The 7,843-nt window shown below is 42.8% G+C and carries 3 protein-coding genes; 2 read left to right on the top strand and 1 reads right to left on the bottom strand.

From position 1 onward, the window contains the following. The first annotated feature begins 211 nt into the window (after nucleotides 1-211). Nucleotides 212-1,306: a glycosyltransferase family 39 protein gene (locus tag O9290_RS10920; RefSeq protein ID WP_288058456.1), complete on the top strand. Its 1,095-nt coding sequence runs from the start codon at nucleotides 212-214 to the stop codon at nucleotides 1,304-1,306. Nucleotides 1,307-1,533: 227 nt separating this feature from the next. On the opposite strand, the gene cobN is transcribed toward O9290_RS10920, so the two are convergent. Next, nucleotides 1,534-5,175 (bottom strand): cobaltochelatase subunit CobN, encoded by a 3,642-nt coding sequence (cobN, locus tag O9290_RS10915; RefSeq protein ID WP_288057465.1) that lies wholly within the window; start codon nucleotides 5,173-5,175, stop codon nucleotides 1,534-1,536. Between the two features lie 403 nt (nucleotides 5,176-5,578). On the opposite strand from cobN, the gene O9290_RS10910 reads away from it, so the two are divergent. Continuing rightward, on the top strand, nucleotides 5,579-7,780 hold the full coding sequence (locus tag O9290_RS10910; RefSeq protein ID WP_002757139.1) for a hybrid sensor histidine kinase/response regulator: 2,202 nt from the start codon (nucleotides 5,579-5,581) through the stop codon (nucleotides 7,778-7,780). Nucleotides 7,781-7,843 lie beyond the last annotated feature (63 nt).

Raw genomic sequence — 7,843 nt, 5'->3', positions numbered from 1 at the left:
AAATCCTTATCTGGCAAGAGACTTAATTGATTAGTTCGCTCTAGAGCAAAAACAATTGACAAAAATCGCTAAATGCTTTTCTATATAAGGGTTCCATCCCTTATAACCCCCGTCCATTGCATAACAATTACCGAAGAGCCGGATTTATTTTAGTCATCCAAAAAAAGCTGATATTGTCAATATTTTAATAATTATTGCCATATGGACTGTGATGGTAATTGTCGTCAATCCTTTGGGTAATTTTCCTCTTAATGATGACTGGGTTTATGGACTGGCAGTAAAATCGATTCTGGAGAAAGGTGATTTCCGCCTTCCCAGTCCAGCCCATGCTAACCTATTTTTTCAAGCCTTTTGGGGAGCCTTATTTTGCCTTCCTTTTGGATTTTCATTTACTGCATTACGCTTCTCCACTTTAACCTTAGGATTAATCGGTGCGATTGGTACTTATGGACTGCTTAGAGAAGTTAATGCCAATCAGAAAATCTCTTTGTTGGCTGCTTTGCTGCTAGTGGTTAATCCTCTATACTTTGGATTAGCTAACAGCTTTATGACCGACGTTCCTTTTCTGGCTTTAAGTATCCTATCTTTCTATTTTCTGATCAGGGGATTGAAGCGGGAATCAATAACTGAAGTTATTCTGGGTCTTTGCCTAGTTTATATCAATATTTTGATTCGTCAATACGCAATAGTGATTCTTTTATCATTTGCCCTGGCATATGCGGTTAAAAAAAGATTTAAATTAAAGTTTTTGTTTGCTAGTTTTGTTATATTTTCTTCAGGTGTTTTACTGCATATATTTTATCAAAAATGGCTTTATTCTACTGGTCGCACTCCCGAAATAGCAGAGAATTTGTTCAGGAATGCCTCAAGTATAAAACTGCATTTTCATAAAGGCAGCTTTATCCTAATTTCATTAGTATACATAGGTTGTTTTATTTCCCCTATCATAGCGATCTTTTTCGTCAAAAAACTGAAAGAAATATCTCGCCGACAGAAAACCATAACTATCTTCAGTATGTCTAGTTTTTTTGTTGTCATGATGGGTGGATTGATTTGGCAAAGAAGAACTATGCCATCCACTGGAAATGTCCTGCGTTATTTTGGCTTAGGGCCTTTAAACCTTCGAGATACTTCTATCTTGAAGGTAAATCTTCCCTACTATTCTCTTGGACTACAAGTATTTTGGTTTATAGTCACGGCTATCGGTGTACTTGGGGCGTTTTTAGGCTCTTCGGGACTTGGTATGGTTCGATATGGGGGCATAAATCGACTAAATCCTTATCTGGCAAGAGATTTAATTGATTAGTTCGCTCTAGATCGCAAACAATTGACAAAAATCGCGGTAATGTCTGTCTCTATAAGGGTTTCATTCCTTATAACCCCCATCCATTGCATAACACAAACCGAAGAGCCTAAAATCCTTAGATAGAGCATTTAATTGATTAATGCTCATTCTTAATTCTCCTGACTACTGACTACTGGCTACTGACTCCTCACCTAAGGTCAGATTTTTGATTTTTGCCAGAGGTCTAATTACTGACCCGATTCGATCGCTCCTTCGGCCTCATGGACAATTGCCCTCAATCGATCTAAAGTTTTCTGGTCCACCTGGGTCCATAATCCCCGTTGTTGAGCTTCTAATAATCTTTCGGCCATATCTCGCAATGCCCAGGGGTTTTTCTCCTGAATAAATTGTTGTACCTTCTCGTCAAATAAATAAGCTTCGGCTACTCCCTGATAGATAAAATCCTCCACCAGATGAGTAGTGGCAGAGTAGGCAAAAATATAATCTACGGTCGCAGCCATCTCGAAAGCGCCTTTATAGCCGTGTCGCATCACTCCCGCTATCCATTTGGGGTTAACCACTCGCGAACGGTAAACCCGGCGAATTTCTTCCTCTAGGGTTCTGATGCGGGGATTTTCCGGACGGGAATGATCACCAAAATAGGTGACGGGATTTTTGCCGGTTAATGCCCGGACACTGGCAGTTAAGCCGCCTTGAAATTGATAGTAGTCATCGGAGTCGAAAATATCGTGTTCCCGATTGTCCTGATTGTGCAGCACTATCTCTAATTCTTGCAGTCTATTTCTCAATACTTCCGGTAAAGAATGGGCAGTTCCTTGACTATCATAGGCATAACAACTCCAGTTAATATAAGCATTAGCTAAGTCTTGATCATTTTGCCAGTTTTGTGACTCGATTAACCCCTGTAAACCGGCCCCGTAAGCACCCGGTTTGCAGCCAAAGATTCTGGCAGTAGCTCTCAGTTTCGCCTCCTTTTCTCCTAAGCCCTGACTTAGCCAAAACTCCCTCTCTGTCTTCACTTTCGCCGCTAAAGGATTAATTTTTTCCTCTTCCTCTTGACAAGCTACCGCATTTATGCAAGAATTAAGAAGATGTAGTATGCTGGGAAAACTGTCCCTAAAAAAGCCCGATACCCGAACAGTCACATCAATGCGAGGACGGCCTAAGCTAGACGGGGTAAGGATTTCAAACCCGACTACCCGACGGAAAAAACCATCCCAAAGGGGACGAATTCCCAGTAAAGCCATGGCTTCGGCCACATCTTCGCCACTATTTCTCATCGTCGAAGTTCCCCAGATAGAAATCGCCAAAGTGCGGGGATATTCGCCATTTTCTTGGGTATAACGTTCAATTAGTGCCTCTGCGGCCTTTCTTCCCACTTCCCACGCGGTTTCTGTGGGGATTGCGCGGGTATCGACAGAATAGAAATTTCTGCCGGTGGGGAGAACATCGGGACGGCCGCGGGTGGGAGCGCCGGAAGCACCACTGGGGACGTATTGGCCAGTGAGACCTTTTAAGAGATAGGTAAGTTCATCGGGGGTTTGTTTTAAAGCAGGAATTAACTGATTTTCTAGCCAAACCAATTCTTTTGCCGTATTTTCGCCTAGAGGTTCAATTTTCTGGCTAATTAAATCCTGAGCGAGACTTTCCAGATAGGTAGTAGTATCGTTATATTCCGTCAGGGGGTCGCAGTCGAGATGGAGGTCAAGGGCGATCGAACGGGTTAAACCGGGGCGGTCGGGACTAGGAGAACGAGCGATCGATTGGATTAAATCAATTAACTGCTGACCCTGGGGACATTGACCGAAGATATGTAAACCGTCGCGGATTTGTGCTTCCTTGAGTTCACAGAGATAACCATCCACGAGGGTGAGAAATTGACTAAAGGAAGCGCTGGTCGCAACGCGCTCGCTACGCGAGATCGTACCTAGCTCTCGATCGAGATTAGTTTTCGCCACCAGATCGTTAATCCGCTCGCGAATCAGAGCTAAACGAGAAGGATCAAGAGATTCTGCCTGATAATATTCATCGATGAGGGACTCTAACTTTTCCCAATCTCCATACAATTCCGCTCGCGTCATTGGGGGGGTGAGATGGTCGATGATAACAGCTTGGGAACGTCTTTTAGCGCTGCAACCTTCTCCGGGGTCATTGACAATAAACGGATAGAAATTCGGCAGCGACGAGAAAGCAATTTCGGGATAACAATTGGGAGAAAGAGCGAGACTTTTCCCCGGCAGCCATTCTAAATTGCCGTGTTTACCGAGATTAATCACAGCAGTGACTTGGAATTCCTGTCGTAACCAATGGTAAAAAGCGAGATAGCTGTGGGTAGGTTCGAGGTCGGGGGAATGATAATTAAGAGTCGGGTCAAGGTCGTAACCGCGAGAAGGTTGAATACCGATAAAGACATTACCTAACTGGATGCCGGGGATAGGAAAATCCCTGTCCGGATGTCCCCAACGGTCAAGCAGAGCGCTTTGATTATCGGGGGGAAGGGAGGAGAAATAATCTAGATATGCTTCTAGGGAGAGAGATTGATAGATAGGTTTTAATTCCCTTGTCTCCAAGTCATTAGTGATACCGGAAATAAGCAATCGCATTAATTCATCGCTATGGTCGGGTAGGTCGGTGAGGGTATAACCTTGGGTTTGTAATGCGCGAAGAATTTCCAGACCACTAGCGGGAGTATCTAAACCGACTCCGTTAGCGATACGACCATCCTTATTGGGATAGTTGGGGAAAATGAGAGCAATTTTTTTCTGGGAGTTGGGAAGGGAGGAGAGTTGACAATAGTTTGCGGTTAAATCAGCGACAAAATCAACCCGGTGGGGGAGGGGTTGATAGATAACTATTTCCGTTTCCAGTTTGGGATGTCGGGTGAGGACAGATTTAAAGGAAATAGCGCGGGTGATAATTTTGCCATCCATTTCCGGTAAAGCGATATTCATGGCCACATCCCGGGGGGAAAGACCTTGATAACCCTGTTGATAAGCTTCTAAACTGCTGCTGCTGAGGATAACTTGGAAGATGGGTTTATTGAGAGACTGCCAGAAGTGATGATTTTGTTTGTCTTCTGGTCGTTGGATAGAGAAGCTAGTGGTATCGAGAATTAAGTCTGGGGGATGGTGGGAAAAGAGGGTTAATAGTTCCTCTTGCACTTCAATTTCCCGCAGAGAGGAGAGAAAGATAGGGACAGTTTCCATATTTCTTTGGGTGAAAGCGCTGATTAAAGCATCGATAGCTTTGGTATTACCCGCGAGATAATGGGAACGATAGAAAAGTATCCAAGTCCGTGCTTGGGGTTGGGATAGGGTTATCTGGGAATAGATTCCCAACCGAGGGACAACCCCAGGAGGAGAGGGAGGATAGTCGAGATGGAGACAGGTATGCGCGATAAATTTAGCAGCATTAATCCAGTTATCTATCCCTGCTTCCGTGAAATAGCACCATAACTGGTTAACAGTAGTCAGGGAAGCAGTGGAATGACTCATCAACTCTAAATCCGGTTTATCCTCTCCCGGGAGGACAAATAAAGTCGCACCGGTTTCCTCGACAATTTCCTTAACTACTTCCAACCCGTAGGACCAACTCCCCCGTCCCCCCAATAAGCGAAGAATAATCACTCTTGCTTGGGATAGTACCTTGTCCCCATAGTTATCGATACTGTATTGCTGCTGTAACTGCGATAAATTGAGGGCGCGAATTGCGGGAAAATTATCGGGTAGATGGTCGATAGCTGCCGCTAGAGTTTGAATATCGGTATCAGCCATGGTGAGGAGAACAATCGGGGCCGGATTTTGGTCAATAATAATCACCCCTTCGGTATCTGCTGTCCAACCACCCGCTTGGGGAGCAATACGATGCATAAGTTTTGAGAGTCAGGTTAAATAATGATTAGGTTTTGAGAATCAGGGTCTCGATCGAGGGATCATTCTTAGGTAGATAGAGATGATTATATCTGTCTGCGGCAATTTATAGCAGTTATCTTAATGGTGAGGTGCGAAGTTTTCGTTTTGGGGAGCCAGTGGTCGGTCGTCAGGAGTTGATATCAAATTAGGTTACATTTCCCACTTATGAGAAACACTGTTAAGAATAGGGATTGGGGAATAGTAGGGGATAGGGAATAAGAAAACTTGACCAAACCCCAGTCCCCAGTCCCCCCATCACCTTACTGATGACTGATGACTGATAACTGATAACTGATAACTGATAACTGATGACTGATAACTGATGACTGATAACTGATAACTGATAACTGATAACTGATAAATGAACGCTTCTCCCGCTTATGTTTGCTGTCAAGTGTTGTCATCTACTCACCTCGAACAAATTCGTTCTTGGTGGGGACAGTTGGCAATACAGGTGACAGCACCGAGGATTAGTCTAAGTGAAAGAGATCTTCCCCCACAGACAGGAGAAATCTATCAACTCTTGCTTTCCACTGACCTACAAGCTTTATTGTTAGCCAGTCCCCAAGGGAATAATTTTCAGTACGAAGTCCGCATTAGTTTTGAAGCGAACACGATTAAAAATTTTCTGCAAGGACTGGCTGTCAAGTCTCTCCACAACCCAAAAATTCAGCAGGGTTATCAAATTTTAAATCTGCCTCTATCCATTAATGTCAGCAGTTTTCAAAATAAAATTTTAGTCAAAATTCTCTCGATAATTTCTTCTCCGTCTGCTGATAGAGATTGTTCCCGCATCTTCTCCGTTTGTCAACCGGTAGAAGCTGCCCTATCCCAACAAATCCAACAGGAAAGATTATTAAACCAAGTCATCACGCAAATGCGTCAGAGTCTGGAGTTACCGGTGATTCTGGAAACCGTAGTCAGGGAAGCGCGGGAGTTTCTGCAAGTGGACCGATTGTTAATTTATCAATTTTTCCCCAGTACCGGTGAGGTAAAGGGAAAAATAACTTCCGAGTCGCGCATTTCTGACCAGATAAATTCGGTGTTAAATTTAACCCCCGAAGACGATTGTTTTTCCTATATTCCCCAATACAAAGAAAAGTACCGTCAAGGATTAATTCTGGCTGTGGATGATGTGGATGTTAACTATTCTTCTTCCTTCTGTTTGTCCGAATTTTTGCGACAACACCAAGTGCAATCAAAATTAATCGCCCCGATTGTGGTACAAGAAGAATTGTGGGGTTTATTAATTGCCCATCAATGTCAAGAAAAACGCCAATGGTTGCCGCAAGAAAAGAAATTTTTAGGTCAGATTGGTGAACATCTCGCCATCGCTATCTATCAAGCGCAATTATATTCTCAAGTACAGGAACAAAAAGATATTTTTGAACGCCGGGTAATAGAAAGAACCCAAGAATTACAAGATACTTTAATGGCCGCAGAAGCCGCTAACCTCTGCAAAAGTGAATTTTTAAATAATATGAGTCATGAGTTATTAACTCCCCTAACTTGTATTATCGGTTTGTCCAGTACCCTGCAAAAATGCTCGGCAGCTAGTAATTTTTTACCTCCCGACAAACAAAAACAATATCTAAAAGTTATTCAGGATAACGGCAATAAACTATTAGAATTAATCAATGACTTGCTTAATTTCTCGCAAGTTTCGGCAGGAAAAGCTGTTTTAGATATTAAACAATTTTCGCTAAAATATCTCTGTAATCATGTTTTAGAAATTATCAAAACAGAGGCAGAAATTAAAGAAATTAATCTAATTTTAGAGATGAAAATTACCGAAAAAGAGCATTATTTTTATGCCGATTATGATCGAGTTCAGCAGATACTTTTGTACTTGTTAAAAAATGCCCTGAAATTTACCCCCGAACAGGGTGCTATCACGCTGAGACTGTGGAAAGAAGGCAGTCAGGTCATTTTTCAGGTAGAAGACACGGGCATCGGCATTCCTGCTCAAAAAATACCGCTTCTGTTTGAAAAATTTACCCAGTTGGATGGCTCTCGTAAACGTCGTTATGGTGGTATGGGATTAGGATTGGCCTTAACTAAACAATTAGTGGAACTGCATCGCGGCACGATCGAGGTAGAATCTTGCTTAGATAAAGGTTCCATTTTTACCGTCCGTTTACCTCAACAAAAGCCCCCCAAATCCCAGCGCCAACCCTCGGATAATAATCCCCATTTTAATCACCACCATCCCACTGTAGTTTTAATTGAAAGTGACGAAGAAATTGCCAATCTTATTTGTGAGTTATTGATGGTGGCACATTATCAAGTTATTTGGTTAATCGATAGTGTCTCCGCTATCAAAAAAATTGAGATCGTGCAGCCAAGTATTATAATTGTCGATCGAAAAATGCCCGATATATATCATCTCTGTCACCTTTTAAAAAAATCTAGCCAAACTCAAGCCAGTAAAGTGCTAATCTTGAATGATACCCCTGAAATCAGCGTTAATTTTCTCGGTCGTCATGGCATTGACGACTATCTCCTCAAACCGATTCAACCCTCCCTATTGTTGGAAAAAATCCGCTATCTAACCGCTTTATAAGTAGGGTTTGCGGCAAAAAGTTTTTCGGTGCGGGTAGGGTGTGGGGTGTGGGTTGTGGGGTGT

The sequence above is a fragment of the Microcystis sp. LE19-41.2A genome (assembly GCF_027530405.1).
Lineage (GTDB): Bacteria > Cyanobacteriota > Cyanobacteriia > Cyanobacteriales > Microcystaceae > Microcystis > Microcystis aeruginosa.
This window is presented reverse-complemented; position numbering and strand designations above follow the sequence as displayed.

What these genes read in the sequence shown, in the direction of transcription:
- cobN (WP_288057465.1), bottom strand. Translation starts at nt 5,175, where the DNA reads ATGCATCGTATTGCTCCCCAAGCGGGTGGTTGGACAGCAGATACCGAA.
- O9290_RS10910 (WP_002757139.1), top strand. Translation starts at nt 5,579, where the DNA reads ATGAACGCTTCTCCCGCTTATGTTTGCTGTCAAGTGTTGTCATCTACT.
- O9290_RS10920 (WP_288058456.1), top strand. Translation starts at nt 212, where the DNA reads ATGGTAATTGTCGTCAATCCTTTGGGTAATTTTCCTCTTAATGATGAC.